Raw genomic sequence first — 18,820 nt, forward strand, 5'->3', positions numbered from 1 at the left:
GTTCTTTGCTGTCTGCCGAGCTTTCCATGCCTGACCTGCTTGACCGCTACCCGCTGACGGCGGGCACTTATCACGAACTGCTCGACGACAGCGGCGCCGTGCGCCCGCACTGGCGCCGGTTGTTCGACCAATTGCAACGCAGCACGCCAGCGCAATTGGTGCAGCGTCAGGCACTGTTGACCCGGCAGATCCAGGAAAACGGCGTGACCTACAACGTCTACGCCGACCCCAAGGGGGCCGACCGGCCGTGGGAACTCGACCTGCTGCCGCATGTGATTGCTGCGGATGAGTGGCAGCAGTTATCGGCCGGGATCGCCCAGCGGGCTCGGCTGTTGAACGCCGTATTGGCTGACCTCTACGGCCCGCAGCGCTTGATTGCCGAAGGGTTGCTGCCGGCGGAACTGGTGTTCGGTCACAACAATTTTCTCTGGCCCTGTCAGGGCATTACGCCGCCGGACGGGGCGTTTCTGCATTTGTATGCCGTCGATCTGGCGCGTACGCCGGATGGCCGCTGGTGGGTGACGGCGGACCGGACTCAAGCGCCATCCGGTGCCGGATATGCGCTGGAAAACCGCACCATTGTGTCCCGGGCTTTTCCCGAGTTGTACCGCGACCTGAAGGTGCAGCACCTGGCCGGGTTCTTCCGCACGCTTCAGGAAACCCTCGCCCGTCAGGCGCCAAGCGATGATGACGTGCCGCTGATCGTGCTGCTGACGCCGGGGCGTTTCAACGAGAGCTATTTCGAACATCTTTATCTGGCGCGCCAGCTCGGTTATCCGCTGGTGGAAGGCGGCGACCTCACGGTGCGTGATGCCACGGTGTACCTGAAAACCCTCAGTGGCCTGCGTCGGGTTCACGCGATCATGCGACGGCTCGACGACGACTTCTGCGATCCGTTGGAACTGCGTACCGATTCCGCCCTCGGCGTGCCGGGCTTGCTCGAAGCCGTGCGGCAGGGGCGGGTGTTGGTGGCCAACGCCCTCGGCAGTGGCGTGCTGGAGTCGCCGGGGTTGCTGGGCTTTCTGCCGAAGATCAATCAATTCCTGTTCGGCGAAGAACTGATCCTTCCCTCCATCGCGACGTGGTGGTGCGGCGAAGCGCCGGTGCTGGCCCAAGCGTTAGAGAAACTGCCCGAGTTGCTGATCAAACCCGCCTTCCCGTCGCAAAGCTTCGCCCCCGTGTTTGGCCGCGATCTGAGTGAAAAACAGCGCCAGGCCTTGGCCGAGCGCATGCAGGCACGCCCTTATGCCTATGTCGCGCAAGAATTGGCGCAATTGTCCCAAGCACCGATCTGGCAGGCCGAGGATGGTCAGCTGCAACCGCGCGCCATCGGAATGCGTGTGTATGCGGTGGCCAGTCGCGACGGTTATCGGGTATTGCCCGGCGGTTTGACCCGGGTTGCCGCCGAGGCGGATGCCGAAGTGGTGTCGATGCAGCGCGGCGGTGCAAGCAAAGACACCTGGGTGCTGGGGGATCGTCCACCCAGCGGCGAGCAATGGAAAACCCAGCGCACGATTGGTGTGCATGACCTTGTTCGACGAGATCCGTACCTGCCATCGCGGGTGGTCGAGAACCTGTTCTGGTTTGGCCGCTATTGCGAGCGTTGTGATGACAGCGCGCGACTGCTGCGGATCATGCTGGCGCGCTACGTCGATGGCGATGATCCGCAGGCCCTGGAAGCGGCGGTCGATCTCGGCGAGCGCCTGAATCTGTTGCCAGACGAAGGCGAGTTGCCCGAGCGACTGTTGGCCGCGCTACTCGGCGATGATTGGCCCTTCAGCCTGCGCTCCAACCTGCAGCGCTTGCAGTGGGCGGCCTCGCAAGTGCGCGGCAAGCTCTCGCGGGAAAACTGGCAGGCGCTGGTGGAGTTGCAGCGCGAAGCCATGGAACTGGAAACCGAAGAACCGGATTTCGGCGAGTTGCTGGATTTCCTCAACCGATTGGTGATGTCCCTGGCGGCGCTGTCCGGTTTTGCCCTGGACGACATGACCCGGGATGAAGGCTGGCGTTTCCTGATGATTGGCCGGCGGATCGAGCGCCTGCAATTTCTCAGTGCCAGCCTGGCGGCGTTTCTGCGCGGTGCCGGTGCTTTCGATCAGGCCGGGCTGGAATGGCTGCTGGAACTGGGCAACAGCAGCATTACTTACCGCTCGCGGTACCTGGCGGTGGCGCAGTTGATTCCGGTGCTCGATCTTTTGCTGCTCGACGAGCAAAACCCTCACGCGGTGCTGTTCCAGTTGAAACTGGTGACCCGCACACTGAAACGCTTAAACGATGATTTTGGTGCGCCTCGCGAAGCGGGTCTGCCGCAATTGGTGGAGCGCTTGGCGCGTTTCGATCTGGGCTGCCTGGAGAATTCGCTGTTCGGCGAAGCCAGCGTCCGCGCCGCCATCAACGGTCTGGCCGATTTGCTCCAAGAGATCGCCGATGCCAGCGGACAAGTGTCGGATCGCCTGGCCTTGCGCCATTTCGCCCATGTCGATGATGTCAGCCAGCGCACGGTGTCCGTCTGATGAGCGCCCATTACCAGATTCTCCACGACACCCATTATCACTACGACAGCCCGGTGTCCCTGGCCCAGCAACTCGCGCACCTGTGGCCACGGGCCTGTGCCTGGCAGCGTTGCACCGAGCAACACTTGCAGATCAGTCCCGACCCGACCTCGCGCCGGGATGAACTTGATGTGTTTGGCAATCCGCTCACTCGTTTGGCGTTTGAGCGGCCGCACGATGAATTGCTGGTCAATGCTCGGCTCACTGTCGAGGTGCTGGCCCGGCCAGCGCTGGATTTCAATCAATCCCCTGCGTGGGAAGAAACCCGCAATGCGCTGACCTACAACAGTCAGCCGCTTTCCCCTGAGTTGCTGGAAGCGTGCCGTTACCGGTTCGAATCGCCCTACGTGCATTTGAAACGCAATTTTGTCGAATTCTCGGAAAGCTGTTTTCCATCGGGGCGGCCGTTGTTGCTGGGCGTCCAGGCATTGATGGAGAAGATTTTCAGTGAATTCACCTTCGACGCCGAAGCGACCCAAGTGGCGACGCCGCTGGTGGAGGTACTGGAACGTCGACGCGGGGTTTGTCAGGACTTTGCTCACCTGATGCTCGCTTGCGTGCGCTCCCGTGGACTGGCGGCGCGTTACATCAGTGGCTACCTGCTGACCCAGCCGCCGCCCGGCCAGCCGCGATTGATCGGCGCCGATGCGTCCCATGCCTGGGTTTCAGTGTTTTGCCCGGTACTGGGCTGGGTCGATTTCGATCCGACCAACAATGTGCAGCCGGCGCTGGAACACATCACCTTGGCCTGGGGCCGGGATTTCTCCGATGTTTCGCCGTTGCGTGGGGTGATTCTGGGAGGCGGTAACCACGACCCCGAAGTCCGCGTCACCGTGATGCCACTGGACTGACAAATATCCCCTCGCCACAAAGCTCGCTCCCTCAGGGGAATGTGCATAAATTCGGGATGGATTTTTCAGAGGGGACTGTGAGGGTCAGCAACGTCGCTGCTGACCCTGGACACAGATCCGGTGGGCCTGATCAGATCATCGGGCCCTGAGGGTCTCAGGCGTCGGGCGCCTGATCTTTCGGTGCTTCAGTTTCGTCTGTAGCCACTTCGCCTTCGGCATCCGGGTTCAGTGCTGCTGCTTCTTCTTCAGCTGTAGCTTTCTTGCGCTGAAGCTTTTCCTCTTTCTTCTGCTCCTTGGCCAAGTCTCTCTGACGTTTGGCGAAGGAATAATTAGGTTTAGCCATGGGCGATCCTCTGGGGTCGAAGGTGAGGTTGAGCGGCGCATATTCTGCCCTGTATCGGTGCCGAGCCGTTAGCTGGGTTTTTGCTCTGTCCACTTTGGCACCACTGTCGGCTGCCAAGCGTCCAGGGCATCGAGCAGGGTTTGCGGCGATTCGCTCACTTGCAGCATGTCACGGTGCGCTTCGCGAACGAAGCCTTCGCCGACGATATGATCAAGAAAACCGGTCAATTTGCTGTAGAAACCGTTCACTTCCAGCAGACCGAGCGGTTTGCCGTGGTAGCCGAGCTGGCCCCAGGTCCAGACTTCGAACAGTTCTTCCAGAGTGCCCAGGCCGCCGGGCAGCGCGATGAATGCGTCGCTGAGCTCGGCCATCCGCGCCTTGCGCGCATGCATGCCGTCGACCACTTCCAGGCGAGTCAGGCCGCTGTGGCCGATTTCCTTGTCTTTGAGGCTTTGCGGGATGATCCCGATTACTTCACCGCCGGCCGCCAGTGCCGCATCGGCGACGATGCCCATCAGCCCGACGGCGCCGCCGCCATAAACCAGGGTCAGCTTGCGCTCGGCCAGTGCTCGCCCCAGGGCGACAGCCGCTTCACGATAAGCCGGGTTGGTGCCGGTGCTGGCACCGCAAAATACACAAACGGACGCTAAAGACATGCCTTACTCCATGGTCAGGATGGCCACAGAGTAAAGGCAGGCGCGCGGCGCTCCAAGGTCTAAACTTCGCGTTCAGGTGTTTCGTATGTACCGCTGGCGCCGCAGGCATAAGCAGCGAGCAAACTGCGTAACAGGCTGTTAAAGGACATGACAGGCGCTCCAGATGAGGGATGACGCCCTGATGATAGGGCCGGGCCAGACGTCTGGCTGGTAGATTGTTTCGATAGGTGTCATAGCCCGAAAGTTGTATACAATTTTTGATTCAGGTCATAGGAACTTGCGAAGTTTTCAGGCAGTCTTCTGTCCATTCGCACTTTTGTTAACCCTGCCTTGGAGATTCACCATGTTTGCCAAACTTGTTGCGGTATCCCTGCTGACACTGGCCAGCAGCCAACTGATGGCTGCCGAATGCAAGGTCACTGTCGACTCCACCGATCAGATGTCCTTCAACACCAAGGCCATCGAAATCGACAAAAGCTGCAAGACGTTCACCGTTGAACTGACCCACTCCGGCAGCTTGCCGAAAAACGTCATGGGCCATAACTGGGTGCTGAGCAAAGAAGCTGACATGCAGCCGATCGCCACCGCTGGCCTGGCCGCTGGCATCGATAAGAGCTACCTGCCGGAAGGTGATGCTCGCGTCATCGCCCACACCAAAATCATTGGTGCCAAGGAAACCGACTCGGTGACCTTCGACGTGTCGAAGCTCGATGCCAACGAGAAGTACGGCTTCTTCTGCTCATTCCCGGGCCATATCTCGATGATGAAAGGTACGGTTACGCTGAAGTAATCGATTCGAGCACATAAAAAAAGCGTCCCGATCGGGACGCTTTTTTTATGCCTGACGAAAGACCGCGTCATCGTTCATCGCGAGCAGGCTCGCTCCCACAGGTACAGCGTGGTCCTTGTGGGAGCGAGCCTGCTCGCGATGGCGTCAGTACAGACACCAGCAATTTCAAGGCGCGAACGGCATCACACGCTTGTGATGAGTCTTTTTATACGTATCACAAATAATCTTGAACGCCTCCTCCCGCACCGGCTTGCCGTGCAGGAACGCGTCGATCTCGGCGTAGGTCACGCCGTGGGACGCTTCGTCCGGTTTGCCCGGCGACAGGTCTTCAAGGTCGGCCGTGGGGATTTTTTCGACCAGCGATTCCGGTGCGCCGAAACTGCGGGCGATATCCCGAACCTGGTTCTTTACCAGACCGCTCAACGGGGCCAGGTCGCAGGCGCCATCGCCGAACTTGGTGAAGAAGCCCATCACCGCTTCTGCCGCATGGTCGGTACCGATCACCAGGCCCTGTGCCGCGCCGGCGATGGTGTACTGGGCCACCATGCGCATCCGTGCCTTGGTGTTGCCGAGCACGAAATCCACAGAGACCGCGTGCTTGCCTTCGAAGGCCGCCACTTCATTGGCCAGGGATTTCACTGCCGGGCCGATGTTCACGGTATGACGTTCGTCCGGGGCGATGAAATCCACCGAGGCCTGGGCGTCGTGTTCATCGAACTGGGTTTCGTACGGCAGGCGCACGGCGATGAACTTGTAGCTTTTGTCGCTGGTTTGCTCGCGCAGTTCACGCATGGCGCGCTGGGCCAGCAGGCCGGCGGTCAGGGAATCGACGCCGCCGCTGATGCCGAGCACCAGGGTCTTGAGCCCGGAATTGACCAGGCAGTCCTGAATGAAGCTGACCCGTCGGGCGACTTCGGCCTCAAGGGCGGCATGGTCGGCGAACGGCGGTTGAACGTTGAGCTGCTCAGCAATCTCACGCTGTACGGCTTGCATGAATTCACTCCTTGCTAGTGGTGCCAGATGTGCTGGAAAGGGCGGCAGGTACTTTGAAAACGTGTCGCAAATAGGCGACGAAATTCGGGTCTTTGCAGTGAGTCTTGCCAGGCTCATCGGAAATCTTTGCCACGGGCTGACCGTTGCAGGCCGCCATTTTAAGCACGATGCTCATCGGTTCGACACCCGGAATATCGCACGTCAGGTTAGTCCCGATCCCGAAACTGACATTGATCCGACCGCGCAATGCCCGGAATATTTCCAGGGACTTGGGCAGTGTCAGGCTGTCAGAGAACACCAGCGTCTTGCTCATCGGGTCGATGCCGAGTTTGTGGTAGTGAGCAATGGCCTTTTCCGCCCAAATCACCGGGTCGCCGGAATCGTGGCGCAAACCGTCAAAAAGCTTGGCGAAATACAGGTCGAAATCGTTGAGGAAGGCGTCGGTGGTGATGCAGTCGGTGAGGGCGATCCCCAGCAGGCCGCGGTACTCGCGGACCCAGCAATCGAGGGCGGCAATCTGGCTGTCGATCATCCGTGGACCGAGTTGCTGGTGAGCCATGATCCATTCGTGGGCCATGGTACCCAAGGGTTTCATGTCCAGCTCTCGTGACAGGTGCACGTTGCTGGTGCCGACGAAACGCCCGGGGAAATCATGCTTGAGCACGTTCACCACTTCTTCCTGCACACGGTACGAGAAGCGACGGCGTGTGCCGAAATCGGCTACCTGCAATTCGGACAATTCGTCTGCACTGGCGTTGGCGGTGAGCCAGTCGAATTTGCGGTAGAGCTGCTCGCGGGCTTGTTCCAGCACGATTTCGCGGTAGCGATAGCGGTTGCGCACTTCGCTGACGATGGACAGCAGCGGCACTTCAAACAGGATCACATGCAGCCACGGCCCACGCAGACGGATGAACAGTTCACCGTTTTCAATGCCGGTGTGGACGTAGCGCAGGTTGAAGCGGAACAGCCCGAGAAAACGCAGGAAGTCCGGCTTCATGAAGCTGATGCGTTCCATGAAGCTCAACTGGTCGGCGCTCAGGCTCAACTCGGCCAAACGCTCGATCTGGAAGCGGATCTCCGCCAGGTACGGGCGCAAATCCTCACTGTTACGGCAACGAAACTCCCATTCGACGTCCACGTTCGGGTAGTTGTGCAGCACTGCCTGCATCATCGTCAGTTTGTAGAAGTCGGTGTCGAGCAGGTTCTGCACGATGCGATCGCCAAACACGCTCTCGCTCATAACGGGGGGTCTCCAGGCTGGCCGCGGCCCGTGGCAGCGACGTTGCAGCTGTTTCAATGAATGGGGCTAGTGGCGCATATCAATGGCAGTTATTGCCAGTGATTTTTTAGACAGTGCATATCCTTGTGGCGAGGGAGCTTGCTCCCGCTGGGTGCGAAGCGCCCCAATACAGGACTGCTGCGCAGCCCAACGGGAGCAAGCTCCCTCGCCACAAGGATTAGCCGGGGCTTCAAATCTACGGTGCATCCGGGCTATCAATCTGCTCCAGCATCCACTTCACAAAATCCCGCACTTTCGGCACTTCCGCCGAATGCTCCGGATACGCCAGGTAATAGGCATCGGTGCTGGGCATCGCGTGCTGCCAGGGTATGACCAGTTTGCCATCGGCCAATTCCTCTTCCACCAGAAAGCGCGGCAACAATGCCACGCCGCAGCCGACTTGGGCGGCGCGGATGCACATGTAAAAGGTTTCGAAGCGCGGGCCGTGGTAGCTGTGTTCGGTGTGGTAGCCCTGACTGTCGAACCAGTCGTGCCAAGCCTGGGGGCGCGAGGCGTTTTGCAGCAGGACGAGGTCGGTGAGTTGCGTAGGATCGGTGAACGGCGTGTCCGGCAGGCTGCCGGGGGCGCAAACCGGCACCAGTTCTTCGCCAAACAGCTTCAGGCATTCGGTGCCGGGTCGCGAGCCTTGGCCGAAATAGAACGCCAGGTCGCTGCGACCTTGCAGCAAGTCATCGGCTTCCTGCTCGCTGCACAGGTCCAGATGGATCGAGGGATGGCGCAGGCGCCAACCTTTCAAGCGTGGCACCAGCCAGCGCGCGCCGAAGGTCGGAGGCGTTGAAACTCGCAAGACTTCGGTCTCGCCGCCGTAAGAACGCAGGTAATGGGTCGACATCTCGACCTGCGTGAGGATTTTTCGTACCTCCACCAGGTACAAATCACCGGCCGGGGTCATTTGCAGGCGTCGGCGCACCCGGCGAAACAGCAGGTGCTGCAGCAACTCTTCAAGTTGCGCGACCTGTTTGCTGACGGCGCTCTGGGTCAGGTTCAGCTCTTCGGCGGCCCGGGTGAAGCTCAAATGCCGGGTGACGGCCTCGAAACACTGCAGTGCAGTGATCGACGGCAAGTAGCGTTTATTCAGCATGGACGGTCCTTTTTTCTTGTTTCTTTACTGCCAGCAATTCAAAGCATGAATAAACGGAATGATATCTCTCTTAAAGGTCGTTTGTTGGGTAACCTCCGGGGAGCTAAAACTACAGGTCTGATCAGTCGTGAATGTCCGGCTGCACGTTTTCTGTTTTTTGCTTGAGGAGTGACCCATGGTTGCCGCATTGCTTGATCGTCTTGGTGTGAACCCGGCCCTGTACCAGAACGGCAAAGTGCCGGTGCATTCGCCGATCGATGGCAGCCAGATTGCCGCCGTGAACTGGGAAGGTGCCGCTGAAGTCGAGCAGCACATCAGTCGTGCAGATCATGCGTTCGAATTGTGGCGCAAGGTCCCGGCACCGCGCCGTGGCGAACTGGTGCGTCAACTGGGCGACATCCTGCGCGAATACAAGGCCGACCTCGGCGAGCTGGTGTCCTGGGAAGCGGGCAAGATCACTCAGGAAGGCCTGGGTGAAGTTCAGGAAATGATCGACATCTGCGACTTCGCCGTCGGCCTGTCCCGTCAGTTGTACGGTTTGACCATCGCTTCCGAGCGTCCTGGCCACCACATGCGCGAAACCTGGCACCCGCTGGGCGTCGTCGGTGTGATCAGTGCGTTCAACTTCCCGGTTGCGGTCTGGGCCTGGAACACTGCGCTGGCGCTGGTTTGCGGCAACCCGGTGATCTGGAAACCGTCCGAGAAAACCCCGCTGACCGCACTGGCCTGCCAGGCGCTGTTCGACCGCGTACTGAAGAACTTCAGCGATGCACCTCCACACCTGAGCCAGGTGATCATTGGCGGCCGCGATGCCGGCGAAGCCCTGGTCGATGACCCGCGTGTCGCGCTGATCAGCGCCACCGGCAGCACTCGCATGGGCCGTGAAGTGGCGCCGAAAATCGCCGCACGCTTCGCCCGCAGCATTCTGGAACTGGGCGGCAACAACGCCATGATCCTCGGCCCAAGCGCCGACCTGGACATGGCTGTTCGCGCCATCCTGTTCAGCGCCGTCGGCACCGCCGGCCAACGTTGCACCACCCTGCGTCGTCTGATTGCCCATGAGTCGGTGAAGGAAGAAATCGTCACCCGCCTCAAGGCTGCCTACTCCAAGGTCCGCATCGGCAATCCGCTCGAGGGCAACCTGATTGGGCCGCTGATCGACAAGCACAGCTTCGAAAACATGCAGGACGCGCTGGAGCAAGCCTTGAGCGAAGGCGGCCGGGTGTTCGGCGGCAAACGCCAGCTGGAAGACAAATTCCCGAATGCTTACTACGTTTCGCCGGCCATCGTTGAAATGCCGGAGCAGAGCGATGTGGTCTGCAACGAAACCTTCGCGCCGATTCTCTACGTGGTCGGTTACAAGGACTTCGACGAAGCCCTGCGCTTGAACAACTCGGTGCCACAAGGTCTGTCCTCGTGCATCTTCACCACCGACGTGCGTGAAGCCGAGCAGTTCATGTCGGCGGTGGGCAGCGACTGCGGCATCGCCAACGTCAACATCGGCCCGAGCGGCGCGGAAATTGGTGGCGCGTTTGGGGGTGAGAAAGAAACGGGCGGTGGTCGTGAATCGGGCTCCGATGCATGGCGCGGCTACATGCGCCGTCAGACCAACACCGTGAACTATTCGCTGGAGTTGCCGTTGGCTCAGGGCATTACGTTCGACTGACGGGCCCCTTCGCGGGCAAGCCTCGCTCCTACAGGATTGTGTGTGCCACGGTTTTTTGACACGGCACTAAACCTGTAGGAGCGAGGCTTGCCCGCGAAGCTCTTGCTTTGTTGTTTGTTAGGTTTCTGTTGGAGTCTGGCAATGCCGTTACGCGAAGAGTGTCTGTGGGAAAAACTGACGCCGCAAAGGCCTGACAACGCGGCGCTCAAGGGCGAAGTGACGGTCGACGTTTGCGTCATCGGTGCCGGTTTCACCGGTCTGTCGGCGGCGGTGCATCTGCTGGAAAAAGGTAAAACGGTCTGCGTGCTGGAAGCCCATCGCGCCGGTCATGGCGGTTCGGGGCGCAACGTCGGGCTGGTCAATGCCGGGATGTGGATTCCACCGGACGAGATCGAAGCCGGGTTCGGCGAAGCGGTCGGCAGTCAGCTCAATCGCATGCTGGGCGCGGCACCGTCCCTGGTGTTCAGCCTTGTGGACAAGTACAACATCGATTGCCAGTTACGCCGCGAAGGCACGCTGCACATGGCGCACAACGCCCGTGGCGAAGCCGATCTGCGCAGTCGTGAAGAACAATGGAAGCGTCGCGGCGCGCCGGTCGAGTTGCTGACCGGACAAGCCTGCGAGCAAGCGACGGGCACCAAAAAAATCGCTGCCGCGTTGCTCGACAAGCGTGCTGGCACGATCAACCCGATGGCTTACACCACGGGGCTGGCCAAAGCGGCCATCAGCCTCGGCGGTCAGCTGTTCGATCATTCTCCGGTCACCCGACTCGAACGTCAGGGCCAACGCTGGTCGGTGCAAACCGCTCAGGGTTCGGTGCTCGCCGAGCAAGTGGTGATTGCCTCCAACGCTTACACCGAAGGCGACTGGACCGAGCTGCGGCGCAATTTCTTCCCCGGTTATTACTATCAGGTGGCTTCGGTCCCACTGACTGAAGATGCCGCACAGCAAATCCTGCCCGGCGGCCAGGGTTCCTGGGACACTCGCCAGGTACTCAGCAGTATTCGTCGCGATAAGGACGGTCGTCTGTTACTTGGCAGTCTCGGCAATGGCAATCAGAAACCGGCCTGGTTTCTAAAGGCTTGGGCGGATCGGGTTCAGCAGCACTATTTCCCCTACCTCCAACCCGTGGAATGGGAATGCACCTGGACCGGTTGCATTGCGTTTACCCCCGACCACTTGATGCGTTTGTTCGAGCCGGCGCCCGGTTTAGTGGCAGTCACCGGTTATAACGGCCGGGGCGTGACGACGGGGACGGTGGTTGGCAAAGCCTTCGCCGATTATCTGTGTAACGGAAATCCTCAGGCGCTGCCGATTCCCTTCGCCCCCATGCAGCCACTGGCAGGGGTGGGTTTGCGCAGTTGTCTGTACGAGGCCGGGTTCTCGCTGTATCACGCAGGCCAGTGCTTGCGGATCGTTATTTGATTGTTGAAATTTGTTGCTGGAAGCGGCGCTTTTCGGCGCAGCGACTAGCCTGTAAAAGGTGCGGGTTGTAGCAGTACCGCACCAGCAGTGTGCACTTCGGTGACGCACGTTGTTACAGGCTGGTTGCACGTCGTTTGGCGCCGCGGTTGCAATGATGGCGCGTGCGGGTTGCGCCTTTAAAAATAAATGGTTTCACCTTCCGCGGTTTAGACGGTTGCACGCCCAATGAAAATGGGATCGAAACAGTCGAAATAACAATAAAGCAGCGACTTTTCTCAGAATAAAAAACCGATGGCACGGCACTTGCTCTGAGCATTCAGAGAAGTCGAAGTGCCAACTAAAAAAAACCTTGGAGCACCACCTCATGTCCCAGACGTTTTACAAGAAAGGCTTTCTGGCCCTCGCAGTGGCAACTGCGTTGGGTGTTTCTGCGTTTGCACAGGCTGATGTGAAAATCGGTGTGGCGGGTCCGATGACAGGTGCCAACGCGGCATTTGGCGAGCAGTACATGAAGGGTGCACAGGCTGCAGCCGACGCGGTCAACGCGGCGGGCGGCGTCAACGGGGAAAAAATCGTACTGGTGAAGGGCGATGACGCCTGCGAACCGAAACAGGCTGTGACGGTCGCCAAGGACCTGACCAACCAGAAAGTCGCCGGCGTGGTCGGTCACTTCTGCTCCTCGTCGACCATCCCGGCCTCCGAGATCTACGACGAAGCGGGCATCATTGCAATCACCCCTGGTTCCACCAACCCGGCGGTTACCGAACGCGGCCTGAGTGCCATGTTCCGTATGTGCGGGCGTGACGATCAGCAAGGCATCGTGGCCGGCGACTACATCGTCGACGTGCTCAAGGGCAAAAAAGTTGTCGTCCTGCACGACAAGGACACCTACGGTCAGGGCCTGGCGGATGCAACCAAGGCCCAGCTGGAAAAACGCGGCGTGAAGCCGGTGCTGTATGAAGGCCTGACCCGTGGTGAAAAAGACTTCAGCACCATCGTCACCAAAATCCGCGGCGCTGGCGCCGACGTCGTCTACTTCGGTGGTCTGCACCCGGAAGCCGGTCCTCTGGTTCGTCAACTGCGTGAGCAAGGTCTCAAAGACGTCAAGTTCATGTCCGATGACGGCATCGTGACCGACGAACTGGTGACCACCGCTGGCGGCCCGCAATTCGTAGACGGCGTGCTGATGACCTTCGGCGCCGACCCACGCCTGCTGCCAGACAGCAAAACCGTGGTAGACGCGTTCCGCAAGGCCGGTACCGAGCCTGAGGGCTACACCCTGTACGCCTACGCTTCGGTTCAGACCCTGGCCGCAGCCTTCAACGGCGCCAAGTCCAACAGTGGCGAGAAAGCCGCCGAGTGGCTGAAGAAAAATCCGGTAAAAACCGTGATGGGCGAGAAGACCTGGGATGCCAAGGGCGACCTGAAAGTCTCCGACTACGTGGTTTACCAGTGGGACAAGGACGGCAAATACCACCAGCTGGAAAAACAGAAGTGATATGAACGTGTGAACGGCCTGTGGCGAGGGAGCTTGCTCCCGTTGGACTGCGTAGCAGTCCTGTTTTTGGGGACGCTTCGCGGCCCAGCGGGAGCAAGCTCCCTCGCCACAAAGATTGCGTTCACCGTTAGTTAGCTGACTGGTATCCGCCAGAAGGCCCGTCTGTCTTTTCTCGTAGAGCTGCACACAACCGAGTTGCGCCGGCGGCTGAACCCCGGTCCGTCGCACCCGGCTTCTGTGCAGTCTCTCAAATGCGTGAGATTGCGTTATGGATGGTATTTTCCTGCAGCAACTGGTCAACGGCCTGACCCTCGGGTCGGTCTATGGCCTGATCGCCATCGGCTACACAATGGTCTATGGCATCATCGGCATGATCAACTTCGCCCACGGCGAGGTTTACATGATTTCCGCTTACCTCGCGGCAATCAGTCTGGCTCTGCTGGCATACTTCGGTATTGAATCCTTCCCGCTACTGATGCTCGGCACCTTGATCTTCACCATCGTGGTCACGGCGGTGTATGGCTGGGTCATTGAGCGCGTCGCCTATAAACCCCTGCGAAACTCCACCCGACTGGCACCGCTGATCAGCGCCATCGGGATTTCGCTGATCCTGCAAAACTATGCCCAGATCGCCCAAGGCGCCAAGCAACAAGGCGTTCCGACCTTGCTGACAGGCGCCTGGCGCGTCGAAATCGGCACCGGCTTCGTGCAGTTGACCTACACCAAGGTGTTTATCCTGATTGCCGCCTTCGCCGGCATGGCTCTGCTGACCTACATCATCAAGTACACCAAGCTCGGCCGCATGTGCCGCGCCACCCAGCAAGACCGCAAGATGGCCTCGATCCTGGGGATCAACACCGACCGCGTGATTTCCTACGTGTTCATCATCGGTGCAGCGATGGCGGCCCTGGCCGGCGTGCTGATCACCATGAACTACGGCACGTTCGACTTCTATGCCGGCTTCATCATCGGTATCAAGGCGTTCACCGCCGCGGTGCTCGGCGGTATTGGCTCGCTGCCAGGCGCGATGCTCGGCGGGATCATTCTCGGGATCTCCGAGTCGCTGTTCTCAGGTTTGGTCAACTCGGACTACAAAGACGTTTTCAGCTTCTCGCTGCTCGTTCTCGTTCTGGTCTTTCGGCCCCAAGGCCTGCTCGGCCGTCCTCTTGTGTCGAAGGTGTAAGCGATGTCTTCAACCACTAAAAAAACCATTGATCTCAAAAGAAGCCTGGTTGACGCGATTCTTGCCGGCCTTGTCGCCCTGATTGTGTTCGGCCCGATTGTCGGCGTGGTCCTCGACGGCTACGGCTTCAATCTGGAAACGACCCGGGTGGCATGGATTGTCGCCATCGTCATGGCTGGCCGGTTTGCTCTGAGCCTGTTCCTGCAAACCCCCAAGGGCCTGAAAATTCTTGAAGGCTTTGAAAGCACCGGCTCCGGGGTTCATGTACTGCCACCTGATTACAAATCCCGGTTGCGCTGGATCATCCCGCTGGTGATCGTCGTTGCCGTGGTGTTCCCGTTTTTCTCCAACTCCTACCTGCTGGGCGTGGTTATCCTCGGGCTGATCTACGTATTGCTGGGCCTGGGCCTGAACATCGTGGTTGGTCTGGCCGGCCTGCTCGACCTGGGTTATGTGGCGTTCTACGCCATCGGTGCCTACGGCCTGGCACTGGGTTATCAATACCTGGGGCTGGGTTTCTGGACGGTGCTGCCGCTGGCGGCGATCACCGCGGGCCTTGCCGGTTGCATCCTCGGGTTCCCGGTTTTGCGTCTGCACGGTGACTACCTGGCGATCGTGACCCTGGGTTTCGGCGAAATCATTCGCTTGGTTCTTAACAACTGGCTGTCCCTGACCGGCGGTCCGAATGGCATGGCGGCTCCGTTGCCGACCTTCTTCGGACTTGAATTCGGCAAGCGCGCAAAGGAGGGGGGGGTCCCGTTCCATGAGTTCTTCGGCATCGCCTATAACCCGGACGTGAAGTATTACTTCATCTACGCGGTATTGTTCCTGGTAGTGCTGGCCGTGCTGTACATCAAGCATCGTCTGGTCAAGATGCCGGTCGGCCGCGCCTGGGAAGCCTTGCGTGAAGACGAAATCGCTTGCCGCTCCATGGGCCTGAACCACGTACTGGTCAAGCTCTCGGCGTTCACCATCGGTGCATCGACTGCCGGCCTGGCCGGTGTGTTCTTCGCCACCTATCAAGGCTTCGTCAACCCGACCTCCTTCACATTCTTCGAATCGGCACTGATCCTCGCCATCGTGGTACTTGGCGGCATGGGCTCGACCATCGGCGTGGTGATTGCAGCGTTCGTGCTGACCGTGGCCCCGGAACTGCTGCGTGGCTTCGCGGAATACCGTGTGCTGCTGTTCGGCATCCTGATGGTGTTGATGATGATCTGGCGACCGCGCGGCCTGATTCGGATCAGCCGTACCGGTGTGACCCCGCGTAAAGGAGTAGCGCCATGAGCGAAGTCGTACTCTCGGTCGAGAAGCTGATGATGCACTTCGGCGGCATCAAGGCGTTGAGCGATGTCAGCCTCAAGGTGCATCGCAACTCGATCTTCGCCCTGATCGGCCCCAACGGCGCCGGCAAGACCACCGTGTTCAACTGCCTGACCGGTTTCTACAAGGCCTCCGGCGGCAAGATCGAACTCAATACCCGCGGCGAGCGTACCGATGTCATCCAGCTGCTGGGTGAATCGTTCAAAGCCACGGATTTCGTTTCGCCGAAAAGCTTCATCACCCGGCTCCGCTACAAGATGTTCGGCGGCACCCACCTGGTGAACCGTGCCGGGCTGGCGCGGACATTCCAGAACATTCGCCTGTTCAAGGAAATGTCGGTGCTGGAAAACCTGCTGGTGGCCCAGCACATGTGGGTCAACCGCAGCATGTTGGCCGGCATCCTCAACACCAAGGGCTACCGCAAGGCCGAAAGCGATGCGCTGGACCATGCCTTCTACTGGCTTGAAGTCGTGGACCTGGTGGACTGCGCCAACCGTCTGGCCGGTGAACTGTCCTACGGCCAACAGCGCCGTCTGGAAATCGCCCGGGCGATGTGCACCCGGCCACAGATCATCTGCCTCGACGAACCGGCTGCCGGCCTCAACCCTCAGGAAACCGAAGCGCTGAGCGCGATGATCCGTCTGCTGCGCGACGAGCACGATCTGACCGTGGTGCTGATCGAACACGACATGGGCATGGTAATGAGCATTTCCGACCACATCGTGGTGCTGGACCACGGCATCGTTATCGCCGAGGGCGGACCTGATGCGATTCGCAACGACCCGAAAGTGATTGCGGCCTACCTGGGCGCTGATGAAGAGGAAGTGGTGCTATGAGCCAACCCATCCTCGAACTCAAGGATCTGGATGTGTTTTACGGGCCGATCCAGGCCCTGAAAAAAGTCTCGCTGCATATTAATGAAGGTGAAACCGTCAGCCTGATCGGTTCCAACGGCGCCGGTAAATCGACCCTGTTGATGTCGATCTTCGGCCAGCCGCGAGCGGCGGACGGGCAGATCATCTATCAGGGCGTGGACATCACCCACAAGTCGTCGCACTACATTGCGTCCAACGGCATTGCTCAATCGCCTGAAGGCCGGCGCGTTTTCCCCGACATGACCGTCGAGGAAAACCTGCTGATGGGCACCATCCCTATCGGTGACAAGTACGCCAAGGAAGACATGCAGCGCATGTTCGAGCTGTTTCCGCGGCTCGAAGAACGGCGTACCCAGCGGGCCATGACCATGTCCGGGGGCGAACAGCAAATGCTCGCCATCGCCCGTGCGCTGATGAGTCGGCCCAAGCTGTTGTTGCTCGATGAACCAAGCCTGGGGCTGGCACCGATCGTGGTGAAACAGATTTTCGCGACCCTGCGGGAGCTGGCGAGTACCGGCATGACCATCTTCCTGGTCGAGCAGAACGCCAACCACGCCCTCAAGTTGTCAGACCGGGCGTACGTGATGGTCAACGGTGAGATTCGCCTTACCGGCACCGGCAAGGAGCTGCTGGTCAACGAGGAGGTGCGTAACGCTTATCTCGGCGGGCACTGATACGTCGCCGAAATATCCACAGCCCCGACGAGCAATCGCCGGGGCTTTTTTACACCTCCAATACACCCCATTCCCCCTGTAGGAGTGAGCCTGCTCGCGATAGCTGAGTGTCAGACGACAAGCTTTTTACTAATCTACCGCTATCGCGAGCAGGCTCACTCCCACAGGGGCCGCATATGCTTTTTTGAAATTGTGGAAAACAATATTCACAAGCTCTTGAAGCGCGACATAAAGCCGCTGCAAATAGTTGTTTTGTCACGCTTTTGACTTGTCCCCGTTTGCTGTGGAGCTGGCTGTGAATAACGTGGGAGTAGCTGTCTGCGAGCCTTTGAATCCGTGGCTTGCAGCGATGTGGTTGTTTTTTGATCAGGCGTTTTTGCTGGACCCGGAACCGGCTTTGTCAACCTTTTTGTTGGCGACCAAACTGACTCGAAATGTGAAGGGCGAGCCTGTGGATAAGTCTGTGGTTAAACTCTGGAAAGACTCGGCTGAGGGCCGTAGTTACTGGCTTGGCGCCATCGTCGGTTTGATCATCCCATCGTGCAAAATGCCTTGAGCTACACAGCTGACACCCGAGGGTCAAGCAAAAAACTTTGTAATCTCCCCGCAAAGCCTTGTGGATAGCGGCTTCCAGCTTTTCCACTTGCCCCCGGAAACTGTGGACCGGCCTGTGGATAAGGTGCGCGTACATGCCTGCAAGCCACGGCGACTATGGCGTTGGCGAGGTTGATCGTTTTTCGTACAGTTTTTACGACGGTTGCCGCTGTGAGCAAGGCCGGGCATGCTGCCTGTTGATTTTCTATTCCAATGGCTGTCGATCAGCCGAAGCAAGGAGAACACGATGTCCAACACCCTGTTTATTACCGGAGCGACCTCCGGTTTTGGTGAAGCCTGTGCCCGTCGTTTTGCCGATGCCGGTTGGAAACTGGTGCTGACAGGCCGTCGTGAAGAACGCCTCAACGCCCTGTGCGCCGAGTTGTCGAAGCAGACCGAGGTCCATGGCCTGGTGCTCGACGTGCGTGATCGCAAGGCCATGGAGGAGGCGATCGCCAACTTGCCGCCGTCCTTTGCCAAGCTGCGCGGGCTGATCAACAACGCCGGCCTGGCACTGGGTGCTGACCCGGCACCGAAGTGCGATCTCGATGATTGGGACACCATGGTCGACACCAACATCAAAGGCCTGATGTACGCCACTCGCCTGCTGTTGCCACGCCTGATCGCCCATGGTCGCGGTGCCGGTATCGTCAACCTCGGCTCCGTCGCCGGCAACTATCCGTACCCGGGCAGCCATGTCTATGGTGGGACCAAGGCATTCGTTGGGCAGTTCTCGCTGAACCTGCGCTGCGACCTGCAAGGCACTGGTGTGCGCGTCAGCAATATTGAGCCGGGCCTGTGCGAGAGTGAGTTCTCGCTGGTGCGTTTTGCGGGTGATCAGGAGCGTTACAACGCGACCTACGCTGGCGCCGAGCCGATCCAGCCGCAGGACATCGCCGAGACTATTTTCTGGGTACTCAATGCGCCGGCGCACATCAACATCAACAGCCTGGAGCTGATGCCGGTGAGCCAGACGTGGGCCGGGTTTGCGATTGAGCGTAATAACAAAGCTTAAG

At 59.4% G+C, this 18,820-nt stretch carries 17 protein-coding genes; 12 read left to right on the forward strand and 5 right to left on the reverse strand.

Translation table 11 applies throughout. The features are described 5' to 3' along the window. Positions 1-26 precede the first annotated feature (26 nt). Together ACA070_RS02675 and ACA070_RS02680 are read left to right on the forward strand one after the other, a co-directional pair. Positions 27-2,513, forward strand: a complete 2,487-nt coding sequence (locus tag ACA070_RS02675; RefSeq protein ID WP_497449928.1) for a circularly permuted type 2 ATP-grasp protein — start codon at positions 27-29, stop codon at positions 2,511-2,513. Beyond that, positions 2,513-3,403, forward strand: coding sequence for a transglutaminase family protein (locus ACA070_RS02680; RefSeq protein ID WP_497449929.1), 891 nt, complete (start codon positions 2,513-2,515; stop codon positions 3,401-3,403). The genes ACA070_RS02675 and ACA070_RS02680 overlap by 1 nt, the downstream gene beginning before the upstream one ends. A gap of 154 nt (positions 3,404-3,557) precedes the next feature. On the opposite strand, the gene ACA070_RS02685 is transcribed toward ACA070_RS02680, so the two are convergent. Both ACA070_RS02685 and ACA070_RS02690 read right to left on the reverse strand, forming a co-directional pair. Continuing rightward, positions 3,558-3,746: a hypothetical protein gene (locus ACA070_RS02685; RefSeq protein WP_007947526.1), complete on the reverse strand. Its 189-nt coding sequence runs from the start codon at positions 3,744-3,746 to the stop codon at positions 3,558-3,560. A gap of 68 nt (positions 3,747-3,814) precedes the next feature. Further along, the gene (locus tag ACA070_RS02690; protein ID WP_128874311.1) at positions 3,815-4,402 is read right to left on the reverse strand and encodes a cytokinin riboside 5'-monophosphate phosphoribohydrolase; all 588 of its coding nucleotides are present in this window, start codon (positions 4,400-4,402) and stop codon (positions 3,815-3,817) included. A 343-nt stretch (positions 4,403-4,745) separates the two neighbouring features. Here ACA070_RS02690 and azu point away from each other — a divergent pair, with 343 nt between their 5' ends. Next, a complete protein-coding gene (gene azu, locus ACA070_RS02695) occupies positions 4,746-5,192 on the forward strand; it encodes an azurin (RefSeq protein WP_497449930.1) in 447 nt (148 codons plus the stop codon). Positions 5,193-5,357: 165 nt separating this feature from the next. Here azu and nadE read toward each other — a convergent pair whose 3' ends face one another. The 3 genes from nadE to ACA070_RS02710 all read right to left on the reverse strand — a co-directional run bounded on the left by nadE (position 5,358) and on the right by ACA070_RS02710 (position 8,566). After that, positions 5,358-6,185: an NAD(+) synthase gene (gene nadE, locus ACA070_RS02700; RefSeq protein ID WP_497449931.1), complete on the reverse strand. Its 828-nt coding sequence runs from the start codon at positions 6,183-6,185 to the stop codon at positions 5,358-5,360. A gap of 4 nt (positions 6,186-6,189) precedes the next feature. Then, positions 6,190-7,425, reverse strand: a complete 1,236-nt coding sequence (gene pncB, locus ACA070_RS02705; RefSeq protein WP_497449932.1) for a nicotinate phosphoribosyltransferase — start codon at positions 7,423-7,425, stop codon at positions 6,190-6,192. Positions 7,426-7,660: 235 nt separating this feature from the next. After that, positions 7,661-8,566, reverse strand: a complete 906-nt coding sequence (locus ACA070_RS02710) for a LysR family transcriptional regulator (protein ID WP_438660606.1) — start codon at positions 8,564-8,566, stop codon at positions 7,661-7,663. 175 nt (positions 8,567-8,741) lie between these two features. Between ACA070_RS02710 and amaB the strand changes: the two genes are divergently transcribed. The 9 genes from amaB (at position 8,742) to ACA070_RS02755 (ending at position 18,819) form a co-directional block, all read left to right on the forward strand. Next, positions 8,742-10,232 carry an L-piperidine-6-carboxylate dehydrogenase gene (gene amaB, locus ACA070_RS02715; protein WP_497449933.1) on the forward strand — a complete coding sequence of 497 codons (1,491 nt, stop codon included), beginning with the start codon at positions 8,742-8,744 and terminating at the stop codon, positions 10,230-10,232. A gap of 141 nt (positions 10,233-10,373) precedes the next feature. Continuing rightward, on the forward strand, positions 10,374-11,657 hold the full coding sequence (gene amaA / locus ACA070_RS02720; RefSeq protein WP_497449934.1) for an L-pipecolate oxidase: 1,284 nt from the start codon (positions 10,374-10,376) through the stop codon (positions 11,655-11,657). Positions 11,658-12,021: 364 nt separating this feature from the next. Then, complete coding sequence (locus ACA070_RS02725) at positions 12,022-13,155, forward strand: ABC transporter substrate-binding protein (RefSeq protein ID WP_497449935.1); 1,134 nt, start codon at positions 12,022-12,024, stop codon at positions 13,153-13,155. 268 nt (positions 13,156-13,423) lie between these two features. Further along, positions 13,424-14,338 (forward strand): ABC transporter permease subunit, encoded by a 915-nt coding sequence (locus tag ACA070_RS02730; protein WP_010464150.1) that lies wholly within the window; start codon positions 13,424-13,426, stop codon positions 14,336-14,338. A 3-nt stretch (positions 14,339-14,341) separates the two neighbouring features. Further along, a complete protein-coding gene (gene livM, locus ACA070_RS02735; protein WP_497449936.1) occupies positions 14,342-15,625 on the forward strand; it encodes a high-affinity branched-chain amino acid ABC transporter permease LivM in 1,284 nt (427 codons plus the stop codon). Continuing rightward, complete coding sequence (locus ACA070_RS02740; RefSeq protein ID WP_497449937.1) at positions 15,622-16,497, forward strand: ABC transporter ATP-binding protein; 876 nt, start codon at positions 15,622-15,624, stop codon at positions 16,495-16,497. Before livM ends, ACA070_RS02740 begins: the two co-directional genes overlap by 4 nt. Further along, entirely contained in the window at positions 16,494-17,210 is a 717-nt protein-coding gene (locus tag ACA070_RS02745; protein ID WP_131058841.1) for an ABC transporter ATP-binding protein, read from the forward strand. Before ACA070_RS02740 ends, ACA070_RS02745 begins: the two co-directional genes overlap by 4 nt. Positions 17,211-17,505: 295 nt before the next feature. Then, a complete protein-coding gene (locus tag ACA070_RS02750) occupies positions 17,506-17,766 on the forward strand; it encodes a hypothetical protein (RefSeq protein WP_497449938.1) in 261 nt (86 codons plus the stop codon). 285 nt (positions 17,767-18,051) lie between these two features. After that, positions 18,052-18,819 carry an SDR family oxidoreductase gene (locus ACA070_RS02755; protein WP_109627729.1) on the forward strand — a complete coding sequence of 256 codons (768 nt, stop codon included), beginning with the start codon at positions 18,052-18,054 and terminating at the stop codon, positions 18,817-18,819. Position 18,820: the final 1 nt, after the last annotated feature.

The sequence above is a fragment of the Pseudomonas sp. LBUM1678 genome, assembly GCF_059695575.1.

Coding starts and splice junctions, on each gene's coding strand:
- pncB (WP_497449932.1), bottom strand. CDS start 7,425: ATGAGCGAGAGCGTGTTTGGCGATCGCATCGTGCAGAACCTGCTCGAC.
- azu (WP_497449930.1), top strand. CDS start 4,746: ATGTTTGCCAAACTTGTTGCGGTATCCCTGCTGACACTGGCCAGCAGC.
- ACA070_RS02710 (WP_438660606.1), bottom strand. CDS start 8,566: ATGCTGAATAAACGCTACTTGCCGTCGATCACTGCACTGCAGTGTTTC.
- ACA070_RS02680 (WP_497449929.1), top strand. CDS start 2,513: ATGAGCGCCCATTACCAGATTCTCCACGACACCCATTATCACTACGAC.
- ACA070_RS02755 (WP_109627729.1), top strand. CDS start 18,052: ATGTCCAACACCCTGTTTATTACCGGAGCGACCTCCGGTTTTGGTGAA.
- ACA070_RS02675 (WP_497449928.1), top strand. CDS start 27: ATGCCTGACCTGCTTGACCGCTACCCGCTGACGGCGGGCACTTATCAC.
- ACA070_RS02685 (WP_007947526.1), bottom strand. CDS start 3,746: ATGGCTAAACCTAATTATTCCTTCGCCAAACGTCAGAGAGACTTGGCC.
- amaB (WP_497449933.1), top strand. CDS start 8,742: ATGGTTGCCGCATTGCTTGATCGTCTTGGTGTGAACCCGGCCCTGTAC.
- ACA070_RS02740 (WP_497449937.1), top strand. CDS start 15,622: ATGAGCGAAGTCGTACTCTCGGTCGAGAAGCTGATGATGCACTTCGGC.
- nadE (WP_497449931.1), bottom strand. CDS start 6,185: ATGCAAGCCGTACAGCGTGAGATTGCTGAGCAGCTCAACGTTCAACCG.
- ACA070_RS02745 (WP_131058841.1), top strand. CDS start 16,494: ATGAGCCAACCCATCCTCGAACTCAAGGATCTGGATGTGTTTTACGGG.
- ACA070_RS02690 (WP_128874311.1), bottom strand. CDS start 4,402: ATGTCTTTAGCGTCCGTTTGTGTATTTTGCGGTGCCAGCACCGGCACC.
- ACA070_RS02730 (WP_010464150.1), top strand. CDS start 13,424: ATGGATGGTATTTTCCTGCAGCAACTGGTCAACGGCCTGACCCTCGGG.
- ACA070_RS02725 (WP_497449935.1), top strand. CDS start 12,022: ATGTCCCAGACGTTTTACAAGAAAGGCTTTCTGGCCCTCGCAGTGGCA.
- amaA (WP_497449934.1), top strand. CDS start 10,374: ATGCCGTTACGCGAAGAGTGTCTGTGGGAAAAACTGACGCCGCAAAGG.
- livM (WP_497449936.1), top strand. CDS start 14,342: ATGTCTTCAACCACTAAAAAAACCATTGATCTCAAAAGAAGCCTGGTT.